Origin of the sequence: Paenibacillus sp. FSL L8-0333 (genome assembly GCF_037965665.1) — a bacterium.
GTDB classification, from domain to species: Bacteria; Bacillota; Bacilli; order Paenibacillales; family Paenibacillaceae; genus Paenibacillus_AQ; species Paenibacillus_AQ odorifer.
On record NZ_CP150186.1, the window covers coordinates 895,320 to 909,898 of the forward strand.

13 protein-coding genes are annotated in these 14,579 nt (G+C 43.1%); 9 read left to right on the plus strand and 4 right to left on the minus strand.

Going from position 1 to position 14,579, the window contains the following annotated elements; genetic code table 11:
- The first annotated feature begins 524 nt into the window (after positions 1 to 524).
- Positions 525 to 1,541, plus strand: coding sequence for an Abi family protein (locus NYE72_RS03885; RefSeq protein WP_076296212.1), 1,017 nt, complete (start codon positions 525 to 527; stop codon positions 1,539 to 1,541).
- A gap of 183 nt (positions 1,542 to 1,724) precedes the next feature.
- Here NYE72_RS03885 and NYE72_RS03890 read toward each other — a convergent pair whose 3' ends face one another.
- From NYE72_RS03890 to NYE72_RS03900, 3 genes are all read right to left on the minus strand, one after another.
- A complete protein-coding gene (locus tag NYE72_RS03890) occupies positions 1,725 to 2,999 on the minus strand; it encodes an MFS transporter (RefSeq protein ID WP_076142149.1) in 1,275 nt (424 codons plus the stop codon).
- A 69-nt stretch (positions 3,000 to 3,068) separates the two neighbouring features.
- Positions 3,069 to 3,980, minus strand: coding sequence for a winged helix-turn-helix domain-containing protein (locus NYE72_RS03895; protein WP_036684895.1), 912 nt, complete (start codon positions 3,978 to 3,980; stop codon positions 3,069 to 3,071).
- Between the two features lie 259 nt (positions 3,981 to 4,239).
- Complete coding sequence (locus tag NYE72_RS03900; protein WP_339211358.1) at positions 4,240 to 4,548, minus strand: hypothetical protein; 309 nt, start codon at positions 4,546 to 4,548, stop codon at positions 4,240 to 4,242.
- Between the two features lie 82 nt (positions 4,549 to 4,630).
- Here NYE72_RS03900 and NYE72_RS03905 point away from each other — a divergent pair, with 82 nt between their 5' ends.
- From NYE72_RS03905 to gshAB, 3 genes are all read left to right on the plus strand, one after another.
- Positions 4,631 to 4,984, plus strand: coding sequence for a MerR family transcriptional regulator (locus tag NYE72_RS03905; RefSeq protein ID WP_036684898.1), 354 nt, complete (start codon positions 4,631 to 4,633; stop codon positions 4,982 to 4,984).
- A 69-nt stretch (positions 4,985 to 5,053) separates the two neighbouring features.
- On the plus strand, positions 5,054 to 6,406 hold the full coding sequence (locus tag NYE72_RS03910) for an MATE family efflux transporter (protein ID WP_235219512.1): 1,353 nt from the start codon (positions 5,054 to 5,056) through the stop codon (positions 6,404 to 6,406).
- Positions 6,407 to 6,425: 19 nt separating this feature from the next.
- On the plus strand, positions 6,426 to 8,756 hold the full coding sequence (gene gshAB, locus NYE72_RS03915; protein WP_076142148.1) for a bifunctional glutamate--cysteine ligase GshA/glutathione synthetase GshB: 2,331 nt from the start codon (positions 6,426 to 6,428) through the stop codon (positions 8,754 to 8,756).
- 80 nt (positions 8,757 to 8,836) lie between these two features.
- Here gshAB and NYE72_RS03920 read toward each other — a convergent pair whose 3' ends face one another.
- Positions 8,837 to 9,280 carry a hypothetical protein gene (locus NYE72_RS03920; RefSeq protein WP_036684901.1) on the minus strand — a complete coding sequence of 148 codons (444 nt, stop codon included), beginning with the start codon at positions 9,278 to 9,280 and terminating at the stop codon, positions 8,837 to 8,839.
- 184 nt (positions 9,281 to 9,464) lie between these two features.
- Here NYE72_RS03920 and NYE72_RS03925 point away from each other — a divergent pair, with 184 nt between their 5' ends.
- The 5 genes from NYE72_RS03925 (at position 9,465) to NYE72_RS03945 (ending at position 14,529) form a co-directional block, all read left to right on the plus strand.
- Complete coding sequence (locus NYE72_RS03925; RefSeq protein ID WP_076142147.1) at positions 9,465 to 10,019, plus strand: hypothetical protein; 555 nt, start codon at positions 9,465 to 9,467, stop codon at positions 10,017 to 10,019.
- A 240-nt stretch (positions 10,020 to 10,259) separates the two neighbouring features.
- Positions 10,260 to 11,633 (plus strand): Dyp-type peroxidase, encoded by a 1,374-nt coding sequence (locus tag NYE72_RS03930; protein WP_081386542.1) that lies wholly within the window; start codon positions 10,260 to 10,262, stop codon positions 11,631 to 11,633.
- Positions 11,627 to 12,121, plus strand: a complete 495-nt coding sequence (locus tag NYE72_RS03935; protein WP_052096778.1) for a hypothetical protein — start codon at positions 11,627 to 11,629, stop codon at positions 12,119 to 12,121. The genes NYE72_RS03930 and NYE72_RS03935 overlap by 7 nt, the downstream gene beginning before the upstream one ends.
- Positions 12,122 to 12,185: 64 nt before the next feature.
- Entirely contained in the window at positions 12,186 to 13,121 is a 936-nt protein-coding gene (locus NYE72_RS03940) for a catalase family peroxidase (RefSeq protein ID WP_038568789.1), read from the plus strand.
- Positions 13,122 to 13,257: 136 nt separating this feature from the next.
- Positions 13,258 to 14,529, plus strand: a complete 1,272-nt coding sequence (locus NYE72_RS03945) for a cellulase family glycosylhydrolase (RefSeq protein ID WP_052096780.1) — start codon at positions 13,258 to 13,260, stop codon at positions 14,527 to 14,529.
- Positions 14,530 to 14,579 lie beyond the last annotated feature (50 nt).

Below are 14,579 nucleotides of genomic sequence, written 5' to 3' on the forward strand. Positions count from 1 at the left end.
CAACGGTAAAATCCGGACACAGCATATGCTTACGAAGTGAGCTTTCCTTCGGAAAGCTTTCGGGCGAACGCTCCGCTTTTCCACAATCAGTCCGTTCTCTCCGCTGCTATCAGCGCGAATTCCAAAACACCAACACACAAACACAAACACAAACTAAAGGCTCAACGCCTCCCGCTTCGGTTTTTACCGGAAGGGGGAGGGGAACTAGTGGCTACGAATCAAGCCACTGTGACAAACCACTGAAAAGAGAATATACCTAGTAGTGATGCTCCTAGGTGAAAACTTATAAAAACAGGCGATGTTCCGGTATACCGGTATCGCCTGTTTTTGTCGATTGTGTGGAGTATCTCATTCATTATGCCAAACGTCCTAGAAGTTCATATCCCTATTTTTTTATTTAATGTATAATTCAGAGTGGTTTTTTACATTTTCTTACGAAAAATGGAAGTAAACTAGGCAGCTCGCTCATTTAGAAAATTATAGAACCTTTAAATAAATAGATTAAAAATAATGGGGAGATTTATTTGAGCACACATGTTACCAAAACATTCAAATCTTTAGACCAACAAATTGACTTATTAAAAGAAAGAAAATTAATTATTAGGGATGAAGAAAAAGCTAAACGACACTTATTAGAAAAGAATTATTTTGACTTAATAAATGGATTTGAAACATTGTTATTAACTGATTCAAAAGCTACTAATAAAGAATACAATGGTCTTTTTTTTGAAGACTTTTTATTGTTGTATGATTTTGATAAAAAATTGAATTTAGAGATTTTGAAAATTTTAGATAAATTTGAAATTCGTTTGAAATCTTCCATGGCATATCGGTTTTGTGAAAAACATTATTTAAATGCTTCTGATTCTGCATGTTACATTGATATCAATAAGTATACCAATCCACGTTCAAATCATTTGAGTTTACCTAAAGATTTAGCTAAGAATATTACAGGACATAAAATATTTCAGACAAATATTTATTTCAATGGGGCTACGTATAGTAATTTCATTGAGCATTGCAGAGCTAAATATCCTTATATATCTACTTATGATCACCCGCCGTTCTGGGTGACTATTAAAGTCCTTGAGTTTGGTTCTCTCTTTAGTTTATTATTAGGATTTGAAAGAGATATTTTTGAAAAGGTTATTGAAGATATGGGGATGAAGTACATTGATAAACAAAAGTTTATCAACTCAGTACGAATTTTTATTGAATTAAGAAATACTTGTGCACATTTTCAATTAGTTAATAGATTTCGGACATCGAATCGTTTAAGGATTGATTCGGGTTTAATAAATGATTTAGGTTTAAGAACTAAAATTAATACTGCAGGAGTTTCAACTTATTATGAAATAAGACTATATGACACTTTATTAGTACTTTCCCAGTTTGAAAGTCTAAAAGATATAGAAAAGCTATTTAAAGATTTTTATTTTAGACGTTGTAATTCAAAACGTGAAAAAAGCTTAATGGTAAAGATGTTCGAAAGAATGGGGCGGGGAAAGCATTCAGATTGGTTTAAACTAGGAATGAAATGATTTTTTCTTTATTAATTTTAGAATATATGTTATTATCTATACATAAAATAATCGTGCGTGACGGCGAGTTATCCGAGACAAAGGTTAACTGTTTAGTCAAAAAAAGAGATGCTTATAAGCATCTCTTTTTTTTATTCATTTCATCATAAATAATTAAAATGAATTTTTTAAGCCTATTACCATCTATCGCTCAGTTACAACACTTTGCGATGAACATTCCACCACGGGGCGCCGATGAGTGGCTTCAAGTGTGGAGAGGTCGCCGTCCAGTGTTTTGAGTCCGGGGAGCAGCAAGGCAGCGATGGCACAGAGCAGTGGAAGCAATCCGGCGATGACAAAAAGCGCAGGCACGCCATAGAGTTCAGCAATCGCGGCGCCGGCAAAAGCACCAAAAGGCTGCAAGCCGCCACCGATTAAAAAACGGATGGAGTTGACTCTTCCTTGCAGATTACCCGGAACCAGACGTCCATGGAGTGAAGAGCTTAAGGAGCCGAAGAAGGGAGCTATCGTTCCGGTGGCGAATACGGCGGCAAGGGCAAAAGAAAAACTAGGAAATAACCCCCATAATGTTGTTACTAAACCGATGGTCCCCAGACTGCCGAGCATGACAAGCCGCCTCTTTTTAATTTCCCCTATCATGGAAATGATGCTTAGTCCGACTAAGGTTCCAAGTGCGAAAACTGTACTAAGTGTGCCCATCGTCGCCGCATCACGGTGGAGCACTTCGCGTACAAAAGGAACCATCATGGTCCAGACGGCAATTGAGCTTAGATTACTAATAGAGGCCATCATCATTATCGTAAGCATAGCGGGGAATTGTTTATAGAAGATAAAACCCTCAGCTATTTCGCGAACATAGACGGTAATGGAGAAACGGCCTGGAGCTGGAGAGGGCTTGGGTAGCTTCTGCAGGCACAGCAAGGTAGTGATGGCCGCAACATAACATAACATGTTGATGCTAAGGGCTGGCAGCGCTCCACTGGCAGCGGTCAACGCCCCAGCCAGGGCGGGGCCCAGCAAGACGGCTGCACTTTTGCTGCCATCGATGATAGCAAAAGCCCGCACCAGCTTCCCGCTATCGGCAACGCCGGGAATAACAGCCATGGCTGTTGGCATGAACAGGGCGGCGCAGGCCCCGCTGAGACCAGCGGCGACAAACAGATGCCACAGCTGCAGTTGGCCAGCCAGACCCATGCCAAGCGGCAATGCTATAGCCAGCAGGCGAATGGCTGCCAAGCAGGCCATAAAGCGTACCCGGTGGAGTCGGTCGGACAGCGGCGAGCCCAGCAAGCGCAGCAGCAGCTCAGGTATGCCGGAGCTGAGCGCGAGTGCTCCCATCGCTAGCTTGGAACCCGTCAATTCATAGACGAGCCATTCCATAGCCAACAAGCCAAAAGCATCCCCAAAAGCACTTAAAGTTATGGTTGAGAGTAAACCATAATAGCTGCGTTTTATCATAGCCTGTTCACTCCTTTCTTATATTTCTCGCATATACGCTTACCGTCCTTATATGGACGCTTAAGGCGTTTATGCTTGACTCTCTAGATACGACCCAATCTGCTGCGGTAGCCCATTTAAGGCTTCCAATCGCAGGCTGTACGATGTGCTTTTAACGTTGGTATGGACAATGACCAGACCTGCTGCGCGCAACGCGATCAGATGGTAGTGGATTGTACTTTTAGAAAGTCCGACTTCCCGCACGATTTCCGTGAAATTCAACTGCTTGCCTGTAAGCAAACGAAGGATATACAGCCGCGTCTCATCCGAGAGTGCCCGGGTAAGTCGAAGCAGTGCTGGAGCAGGCCGGCCAGCTTCCGGAGGGAGAACATCACAAGAGTAGCTAGTGAACACGAATTCATCAAACATAGAGGTGGTGACCAGTGGGCGGGCATGATATTGCGGAATGATAATGACCTGCTTCAGACGTTCGGTTGGATAGAGGCGCATTCCGTCGGTTGCTGCTTCAAAGACTTCCATATCATTGTTCCCATTCAGTGTCGTTCGTCTTGACTCGGCTTCCTGTTCAAGCCCCTTGAGGATATTAGGGTCGATTCCATTGAAGTAACCCGCGTTCCATTCGCGCAGGATGTCAGAGGCAGTGTCCCTTAGCTCAGAAAGATTAGAGGGAACCGATTGGCCGAAACGTCCAGATATTTCATACAGTTCACCCGAAGATAAACCATCGAACCAATTCAAAAAGCCGTCTACAGAACGCTCGCCCGGTGAAGACCAAATGTAGGGAGCCAAACTGAAATCATCAAGTTTTTTAACGACCTCTTGCATTTTACGAAGCAACATCGGGGCAAATCTTGCTTGGACTTCACGTACCCAGAGCTTACCGGAATCCATAGCAGTATGGTTCTGCTTGCTTAGAAAAGCAGTCATACTGTTCACACATTCATACATGGGGGCAAAATCGACTTCTACTTTATATTCCATGAGCTTCTCCATTCTTTGAGTAAGTTGCTGAAACATTTATTTGTTCTATAATTATAGAACTTATTATTGGTTTTATTGTAAACGAACTAAAATTCGTTTTCAATAGCCATTCGACTGAAAAACAAAAGAAATTTTAATTACGAAAAAAGACAGTTCCGGTAGGCACATTTTGTGCACTAGGAACTGTCTTTTGATGTCTACACAATTTATATACTTTTTAGGAGTTCCACTTTCTGTCTTCAGGCTCATAATGAAGAGACTAGGTTAAGAAGTAGCCCACAGTAAAGATCAGCGCAACAATAAAGTAATGAAGCCAGTTATTCCAACCGAAGACAAACTTACCGTTGAGCCAGCGGGAGATAAGACAGGTGAGAAAACCGATAATATACCAAATGAAGTTAAGCGGTTTACATAAGGCATAAAGGGTGATGACGACTAACGTAATATGAGAAAGCAAAAACAAATAAATATAACCCACAGCAGATTTAGCGGAGCCCTTAATTAGAATCCCCACTGCCCCAAGCACACTAACCATTCCATACAAGATTATAAGGCTTGAACCTATCATTTGATGCACCCCCATTAATAAAATTAAACGTTGCGGGGTTAACCCCGTGTCAATTTATATTTGTATGGAGGAGGTTGTACTTTTGCGAATCGGTGAATTTATAGCCCTAACAGGAACTACGAAAGACACCATCAGACATTATGAGGATCTGGACTTGATTATGTCCAAGGGACCAGATGGTAAACGGATATATACAGAGCAGCATCTGGCAGATTATTTTGTCATTCAAGAGTTGAAAAGTTATGGAGTTATACTAAGGGATATCCAGTCTATTTTTAAATTGAAAAGGAGTTATGGGTGTGGCCATGCCGAGTTGATTAAGGAAGTAGGTGATTCTCTGAATCTTCAGCTGGACGGATTGAGACAAGAAGAATTGGAACTCCGTAATCGGATACGGATGCTTGAAAGGCTGGTCCAACAGATTGCTGAAATATAATCAATTGATTATATAAGTGTTTGGTTATATAATAAATCTGAAAATCAGATGAAGAAGGTGTTATTAGATTTGAAGGAATTGAAGGGCATGAATGATTTGACTCAGGGTCCTATTATGCCTACCTTAATGAAATTAACGCTTCCCATTATTGCGACGAATTTCATTTCCACAACTTATGGCCTCGTCGATATGATTTGGGTTGGAAGATTAGGAAGTGGTCCTGTTGCCGCGATTGGCACGGCGAGTTTTTTCATTAATCTAGCGATTGCATTGTCGACTATGATTACGATCGGTACAGGGATTAAGGTTGCGTTTTGTATGGGATCTGGCCAGATAGAGAAGGCTAAATCTTATATGAAAAACGGGTTTATGATGTCTATTTTATTAGGATTTCTCTATATGAGTTTAGTTCTGTTGACCAACAATCGGTTGATTGGTTTTTTTGATCTTGGAAGTGATGAAGTTGAACGGATGGCACGGCAATTTTTAATGATTTCGATCTTCGGGACGGTATTTTCCATCGTAAATACTTTGTTTGCCACACTCTTAAACTCGATGGGAAATAGTAAACAACCGTTTCAGATCTTCTCCATTGGTCTTATGGTTAATATTGTTCTTGATCCATTTTTAATTTTTGGCTGGGGCAGTTTTGAAGGTTGGGGAGTAGCGGGGGCAGCCACGGCAACATTGACAGCGAACATCTTAGTTACGGCTCTTTTTATCATAAAGACAAGAAAGTCAGAAATCATTTCGAACACATCAGCATGGGACAGTCGTCAAATGAAAGAAGTAATCCGTATGGGACTTCCGATCACAATCCAACGGGTCACCTTTACGCTCATATCGATCGTCATTGCTAAGATCATTGTACGTTTTGGGGCGGATGCGATTGCGGTGCAAAAAGTAGGGATTCAAATTGAATCTATTTCTTATATGACAATTGGAGGACTACAGGGAGCTATTGCTGCCTTTTTTGGTCAAAATTATGGAGCACGCCGATTGGACCGTATTGGGCAGGGCTATCGTAAGGCTTTGATCTTAACCTCCATCTTTGGCGTGATCATATCGCTTATATTTATCGCGTTCCCGCAGCAGCTATTTTCCTTATTTTTATCAGATCAGACAAGCCTGGAATTAGGCACTAATTATATGCGCATCATTGGTTACTCACAATTATTCATGTGTATGGAATTGATGACAGTAGGTGCTTTTAACGGTATTGGCCAAACCCATATCCCGCCGATCTTTAGTATTACATTTACAGCACTGCGAATTCCACTAGCCTTGATCTTATCCGGACCTTTTGGCTTGAGTGGGGTGTGGATGTCGATTGCTCTAAGCAGTGTGTTTAAAGGAGTTATTCTTGTGTTCTGGTTTAGAAGATCTTTATTCAAAATGAACAAACAGCAGGTAAACTACTAAGCAAAGGATGATCGTTGAAATGGCTTTATTAAATCGTAAACTCATACAGCTTCTGAGGGATAACCATTTGAATAAGGAGCTTTTTCACGGCGAATTTGGACTGGAAAAAGAAAATGTCAGAGTGGATCCAGAGGGAAGACTTGCGCTGACACCACATCCTAAAGCTTTTGGCAACAAAATGGAGAACCCGTATATTCAAACCGACTTCTCAGAGAGTCAAATTGAAATGGTCACCCCTTCTTTTGATTCTATTGATGAAACTTATAACTTTCTGGAGGCGCTGCAGGATATTGTGTCGCTTGAGCTCAAGGAAGAATATCTGTGGCCAAGTAGTAATCCTCCGAGGCTACCGAATGATCAGGACATCCCCATTGCCAAGATGGGTAATCCGATTGAGGATGAATACAGACATCAGCTAGCAGACAAATACGGTCGCAAAAGACAATTGCTGAGCGGAATCCATTACAATTTCTCTTTTGATGAACAATTTCTGAGACAGCTTCATGACATAGCAGATCCGCAGGTGAGCTTTAAAGAATTCAAAGACGCTACCTACTTAAAAATAGCCCGCAACCTATTGCGGTACCGTTGGCTTCTTATCTATTTAACAGGCGCCAGCCCTGTTTTTGATAAGACTTATATGGAACAATGTGTAGCTCGCGGGGAATCAGATGACGACAAAAGCTTTTATTATCAGAATATGAATTCACTTCGGAATAGCGAATGTGGGTATCGAAATGAAAAGCCTCTTTATGTATCTTTTGCTTCGTTAAAGGATTATGTTCATGATTTACAAGCTTTGATCGAATCGGAAGAATTATTAAGTGTAAAAGAGTTTTATAGTCCGGTTAGAGTGAAGACAGCAAGAGGCAAACATCCTTTAGAGGAACTGATGCAAGATGGGATAGCTTATTTGGAGCTTCGGTTTATTGATCTGAATCCACTCTACAAAATAGGAATCGGCAAAGAAACGATGATTTTCATTCATCTATTTATCTTGTATATGCTGCTGAAGGAGGACGAACCGTTCGGAGTAGAGGATCAGAAGATGGCGAATCTTAATCATGATCAACTAATCATGGAAGGGATAAAGGGATGTTTGCATGATTACGGGGATTCATGTACAACAATGGAGCAGCAGGCATTAACTTGTATTCATGAGATGCAGGATATGATCCAACTGTTGAACCCGGAAAATGAAGTGTTTTTGAACGTATTGCATGGAGCTAAGAATAAAATTGTAGAGCCAGACCGGAGTTTTGCAGCTATTGTGAAGTCGGAAGTTCAACAATCCTCTTTTGTACAATACCATCTGAATAAAGCTAAACAATGTGCTAAGGAAAGTCTTGCGAATGGTTACCGTTTTGTGGGATATGAGGATCTGGAGCTATCTACACAGCTTCTTTTGAAGGCAGCGGTTAAACGTGGCATTAAGTTTCAATTGATCGATCGGGAAGAGAACTTTGTAGTGCTTACGCAAGGTGATCATAAAGAATATGTTAAGCAAGCAACGAAGACCTCCCTTGATTCTTACAGTACGGTATTAATCATGGAAAATAAGATCGTTACGAAAGAAGTTCTTAAACAGCAAGGCATTCGGGTTCCCGCAGGAGAAGCTTTTCGAAATCTGGAAGAGGCAATGAATGCGCATGGCACTTACCGTAACAAGGCTATTGTGATTAAGCCCAAATCAACCAATTTTGGACTCGGCATTACTATTTTTACAGACGACTTCTCTAAAGAAGATTATCAAAAAGCTTTCGAAATCGCCTTCGAATTTGATCGAACTGTGCTACTAGAGGAGTTCATGACGGGAAAAGAATATCGTTTTCTTGTCATGGGTGATGAAGTAGTCGGAGTATTGCACCGGGTTCCTGCGAATGTGATTGGAGATGGTGTACATACGATTGAACAACTGGTGCACGAGAAGAATAAGGATCCATTAAGAGGCCGCGGGTACAAGACACCACTTGAGAAAATTCAGATCGGTGAAGCAGAAGCGATGTTCTTGAACAACCACGCTCAGGCTTGGAGTGATATTCCTCCATTAAACGAAGTCATCTATCTTCGGGAGAACTCTAATATTAGCACGGGTGGTGACAGCCTGGATTTTACGGATGAGATCCCAGATAGTTATAAGGCTCTGGCGATTCAAGCGGCTAAAGCTGCGGGCGCCACTTTTTGTGGAGTGGATATGATGATTGATGACATCAAGGAAGAAGCCAATGATACCAACTATAGCGTTATTGAGATTAACTTTAATCCAGCGATTCATATTCATTGTTATCCTTATAAAGGGAAGAACCGAAAGGCGGATGAACGGATTCTGGATCTATTATTTGGGGAATAAACAGAAGCTCAACCAGTACCTTTGGTTGAGCTTCTGTTTTTAAAGGGGCAATTCGCTCCCTCACCCACTACATGTTCATGTTAGGAGTTACCCGCAGCTGCAACGCCACTAAAGTTTCTGGCTTGGACATTATTAAAGGGATCTGTTGCGGCTGCATTGGTGAAGATCTCCGCTGTATACTGAATTTGACCTGTTGCGACAGCCGCTGGTGGTGGGATATCTACTGCTGTAAAACCGAAAGCTTCATTTTCTCTGCTGATCGCAACCCCAAATGTCGTGGTGAAAATGATCGTTCCGTTTCTGCGAACATTAACGGTATTGGTATTGAAAAGAGGATTGTTTTCTACTTTTAGAAATCCGGTCAAAAGTACGCGGACATTGCCTTGATTCTCAGCCGACACGCCTGCGGTCTGAATACCAATATCCCCAAAAACAAGGGGGGTCGCTGCTAGTGGAATAACTGCTGGTGTAGCATCCGAAGCAGCTTGGTTGGATAGTCTTAAATCTACAAACTGAATGGTCATATTATATTCACCTCCTAGAAATAGAATATGATAGAAGGAGAGTTAACTCTTGGATTTGCTATGTAATTCATCAGCTACCTACTTGCATGGCTTGATGATCAAGTGTTAAATGAAAGAAGGGTTAGAAGTTTAAGGAAAGGCGGGAGCTATTATCAAACATAGGAATAAGTCTAAAAGGATATTATTGATTTCATTAATGCTGTTGGCAGTGGTTATCATTGGTGCGGTGGTGCTTGGGGAACGCGGAGGAATAATGAGTAAATCCGAGAGCTCTTTCAAAAGTCCTGCTGAACCGTCGCCCCTTATCATTACACATGAGAATAGTACAGATGCTATAGAGAACTATGTCATTCTAAAGACGAGCTGGAATGGAGCGGACTATGATCGGGCTTCCTTTTACTATACGGCTTGGCATAGTGAACCTACGCTTCTAACGGGTCTGCATCGCTTGAAACCAGGGGAGAAAATGCAGGTCGACTTTGGAGATTACGCACCGAGTGAAGTCACAGTAAAGATGGCCTATCTAACTGAGAGCTTTGATGAATCGCAGCTTCCAATTGTAGAAGTTCCTGTAACACTCGTCGAAGGGAAATATGAATTTGTGACCCCCCCAGCATCCACCAGTGATATTCCCACTTCGGGTCGCGTCTTTAGTGTTATAGCTAGATGGGGTGAGAACATCTGTGAATATGTCTTCGCCTCAGATGGCAAGTTTGATAACTATGAATATGATTTGTGAGGTTAGTCGAAGATAAGAGATGTTCTAAAGCCGGTCCGGTTTTGGAATATCTCTTTTTTTGTCTCGATTTTAGACAAATCTAACGATGTGTCTATTTTTTAGACAATGCACCGTTATTGTCTAGTTGGGGAGGACTGTTAACCTGATTAACCATTTAGAGCTAAGTTTAATTAGATCGAGAGATGGATGAGAGAATACCCGTTTTTAATATTATGAAGACAACTTTAAGACGAGGGAGGAGTGAACGTCATAGGTACAGAAACGGAAGAACTGAATTATGATGACATTCAAGGAATCGTCTTACAAGAACGCCCTACCCCTTACGTTGGGACCTATATATTGCTGTCCATCGATCATCAACAGGACGGGAAAGTGATGCTGAAGCGGCTTCTCGACGAAGTGACGTCGGCCGGACAGTGGAGTAATCCTCACGAAGGTGCTTGGGTCAACGTTGGTTTTACTTATCAAGGACTCCAGAAGCTGGGGATTCCTCAGGAGTCGCTCAACAGCTTCGACCTGGAGTTCCGGGAGGGTATGGCTGCCCGGGCAGCTAAGCTAGGGGATGTAAACGAAAGCAGCCCGGAGCACTGGGAAGACCCGCTGGGTACTGACAAAGTCGATGTGGCGCTTGCTCTGTTCGCGCCCACCAAAGAAGCGCTGCTTCAAGCAGAAGAAGCAGCCCGTCGAATCCACTGTGAACTGAATGGTGTATCCGTCGTTTACCAGCTGGATGTCGGAATGAATCCTGACGGACGTACTCATCTGGGCTTCATGGATGGAATCAGCAATCCGAGAATCGAAGGAAACCATGTACTCAACGCGGTGGGGCAGGAAGCGGAGATTAAAGCCGGTGAATTCCTGTTCGGGCATTTAAATGAATCTGGCACCATAACACAGGGACCACAGCCGGCAGAACTTGGCCACAATGGAAGTTACCTCAGTTTCCGCAAATTGCATATGAGGGTCGCGGCTTTCCGTCGTTATTTGCGGGAGCATGCGGATAATCGGGAAGAGGAAGAACTTTTGGCCGCTAAAATGGTAGGAAGATGGCCGAGCGGAGCCCCTTTAAGTCTGGCTCCTGAAGCAGATGACCCGGCACTGGGCGAAGATGTCAGCCGACGGAACGCATTTACGTACGGGGATGATCATAAAGGGTTGAAATGTCCGGTAAGCTCGCATATCCGTCGTGCATTTCCCCGTGACAGCTTGCAGGGTTCGGTTGTTAATGTGAACATCCACCGGTTGCTCCGGCGGTCAACGATGTATGGCCCTATACTGCCAAAAGGTGTAATGGAGGATGATGGTCAGGATAGAGGCCTTATTTTTGCAGGTATATGCAGCTCATTGTCCCGCCAATTCGAGTTTATCAAGACCGATTGGTTAAATGGAGGCAATTTCGCGGGTATGTCAACCGAGAAAGACCCTATTACCGGTAAGAATGAGGGGGAAGGGATGTTTACCATTCCGGACAAACCTATTCGCCACCGGATGAAAGAAATTCCAAGTTTTTCAATCACCAAAGGCGGGGAGTATTTCTTTGTTCCCAGCATGACTGCATTACGGTGGATGGCAGAGTTGGATCAACATATATCTAAGGAGGAATTAACATGTTAGAAGGACAAGATCAGACTAATCCGATTACAAGCGCTGGACGTGCCGGCCTGCGGGAAGGTGAAATATCTGAGCTTACCATCATTGCGCCGCTTAAAGATGGTGGGGCGGATCGTCTCCGTGAGAAGCTGAAAAAAAGCGCATCGAGACAAGCCGAAACGATGGCGAAGATCGCGACCGTTCACGACATGCGCTTCGTAATCTTTGATAACGACACGCGGCTGTTGTTCGCGACGGCTTATGATGGCGACTGGGATAGTTATATTGATGATTTTGGAACTGAAATTCCAGAGTTGTTGAATAACATGTTTAATGAAGTGAAGGATTTTCCGGGAATTGAATCTTCGGAAGCGAAAGATTTCATCGCCAACCATCAGATCACTGCATCTGGCTGGTACAGTGCTTATCCCGATGCCACGGTCAGAGATATTTGGCGTGGACAGCGAATTACGAAGGCCTGGAACGACCTACTTGACGCATCACAAAGCTGAAAAACTAGAAAAGGGGGCCTTGTCCCCTTTTCCTTCCTGATAAATTACAAAGAGGTGAACGAAAATGAACAATAATAAATCAGTGTCGTCTGAACTCGCAGAAGAAGCAGTAAACTCCATTGAGGAGGTAGCAGGCAAATATCCGGGTTATCGACGCGCGCACGCCAAAGGTGTTGTCTACCAGGCGGTGTTCACCCCTAACGGCCAAGCGGGTCCTTTGACAACAGCGGCACATTTGCAAAATCATGAGGTGCAAGCTCTCGTACGCTTCTCCAATAGCTCGACTAATCCGTCCATCCCTGATGTTTTTTCGCCTGCAAAAGGAATGGCGGTTCAGTTTGTATTGCCTGATGGGGGCGTGACAAGTTTGGTGACAATTACATTACCGATCTTTTTTGCCAAAACACCGCAATCCTTTATTAATATCTTACGTACAATTAAAGAAAATTCGTTTGAGGGAGCGACCATTGCAGACAAATTCAAAGCGGTCATGGAGAAGTATTCGGAAAGCCGGGCTGGGCTTCAAGCCGTGAAAATGCTGCAATCGCCACTCAGTTTTGCAACCAATCGTTATCATTCCATTCATGCCTATTACTTCATCAATGCTGCTGGCGAGCGGCGGGCTATTAAATATGAGTGGGAACCGGAAGCGGGTCTGCACTTTCTGGTCAAGGAAGAGGTGGAGAATCGATCTCCCGATTATTTGGAGGATGAACTAATCGAGAGACTGTCCAAAGGTCCTGTGACGTTTCAATTGACAGTAATTCTCGGACAGGAGGGAGATCCTACGGATGACCCGACGTCTGCTTGGCCCGAAGACCGGGAACGGATTGTCGTCGGACATTTGTCGATCACCGGCGTGGCAGACGAGAAGGCTCAAGAGTACGTTTTTGATCCGACGGTTGTACCTGCCGGCATTGAATGCTCAGAAGATCCTATTCTGAACTTCCGTCATGATGCCTATGCGGAGTCACATTCCCGTCGAAGTACTAATCAGTAAGCATTTATTTTATATTCTATTAATATGATCGGGCTGTCCTAAAATGTCTGCCGACATCCTTAGGGCAGTCTTTTTAGGTATGCCTTGTGACACTCTTGTAACAGAGATTGGCTACGATAGGTTACGAGGTGAGAGAATGAAGAAGTTTAAAGGGTTTATCGTATTGATTTTGTTGGCAGTTGTAGGATGCAGTGCAGCAACACCACAAGCAAATCTTGAACCGGATAAGGAGGTAAAGAAAGAGGTCAATGAGAAGATCGTTTTCTGGGATCAACAGCGAAAAGGAACAAATTTTATGAACTCCAAATCTATACCCGAAAATTATGATGCGGCGAAAGAAAATAATATAGAGTTCATTCGACTTGCGCCAGATAAATGGGCAAAAGATAGTGATTTCCTGTTTAACGATCAACCGGATGCCAATCCAGACAAAGACTTTTTAATAGGGAATGCAGATAAATACGAGGGGCTTGTTGAGGACGATTTCACAGCGTTAAAGGCAGACTTGGATGCAGCCGAGGCGCGGGGTTCAAAAGTAGTGCTGACAGTCCTTAGTCTGCCCGGAGATCGGTGGCGACAGTTTAATGATTATACAAATGATGATCGAATCTGGAAGGATTTCAGTTATCATGAACAAGCGGCAACGTTTTGGAAGGATCTTGCGGAAAGATTAAAAGATCATCCTGCAGTGGTCGGCTATAATCTTATTAATGAGCCACATCCTGAACAAGCTACTGGATTTAATGATTTCTGGACAGAGGATTACAACGAGTGGTATAGCTCAGTGGAGAATACTCCGGCGGATTTGAATCTTTTATATGAGACTATTGTGACAGCGATTCGAACCGTAGATACGGAAACCCCTATTATCGTTAATTCAGGTCTGTATGCCACGCCATGGGCCTTTAAATATTTGAAACCCATCGATGATGCAAATGTATTATATGCTTTTCATATGTATGAACCTTACGAACTCACCAGCCAAAATAAGAAAAAAGGCTTAACCTATGAATATCCTGGAACGGTTAAAGTGGGTGAGGAGAAGACGGAAAAAGCATTTAATAAGAAAGCTTTAAAGGATTTTCTAGAACCTATCGCACAGTGGGCAGAAAAGAATAACATCCCTGCTAATCGTATTGTCGCTGAAGAATTTGGCACGAACCGGCTTGTAAAAGGTGCAGATCAATACTTGGCTGATTTAATCTCGATTTTTGATGATTACGGCTGGCACTGGGCGTTTTATGCGTTCCGGGAGGATACTTGGGATGGCATGGATTATGAACTTGGCATTGAGCCTCCAACCTGGGAGTATTGGGAAGCGATAGAGAAGGGTGAACAGCCTGATCGAAAGACAGTCGATAACCCGATATGGAACGTACTGACGAAGGGACTAGAGAAGTTGCAATAGCGTAGCATGAAAATATATGAAAAGGTGAAACCTGTAAAGGATTTCGCCTT